Consider the following 401-nt stretch of genomic DNA (forward strand, 5'->3'; position numbering starts at 1 on the left):
CCTTGGGGGGGATGCCAGGAGCCTCAAGGTGCGGGGGCGCAAGTTGATTTCGATTTATCACGCGCGGATGAAAGAGCCGGGGGATAGCCGGGCGCATGCGAGTACGGCTGAGCGGCATTTTTGTTCGCAGTGTGGGTCGGGGTTGTGGTTGTTCAGTCCGCAGTGGCCGGAGTTGATTCATCCGTTTGCTTCGGCGATTGATACGCCGTTGCCGGTGCCGCCGGAGCATACGCATTTGATGCTGGGGTCGAAGGCGCCGTGGGTTGAGGTGAGTGTTCGCGCGGGGGACCTGGAGTTTGAGGCGTATCCAGAGGAGTCGATTGCCGAGTGGCATGAGCGGTTGGGGCTGGGTTGATTGATTAAGTGAGTGAGTGAGTGAGTGAATATCCGTTATTTGGGTG

The 401-nt window shown here is 58.9% G+C and carries 1 protein-coding gene; it reads left to right on the top strand.

The features are described from left to right. On the top strand, nucleotides 1-355 hold a 355-nt coding region (locus HX869_RS31005; protein ID WP_178904163.1), incomplete at its 5' end, for a GFA family protein. Nucleotides 356-401 lie beyond the last annotated feature (46 nt).

It is taken from the genome of Pseudomonas sp. P7779, assembly GCF_013386315.1.
Classification (GTDB): domain Bacteria; phylum Pseudomonadota; class Gammaproteobacteria; order Pseudomonadales; family Pseudomonadaceae; genus Aquipseudomonas.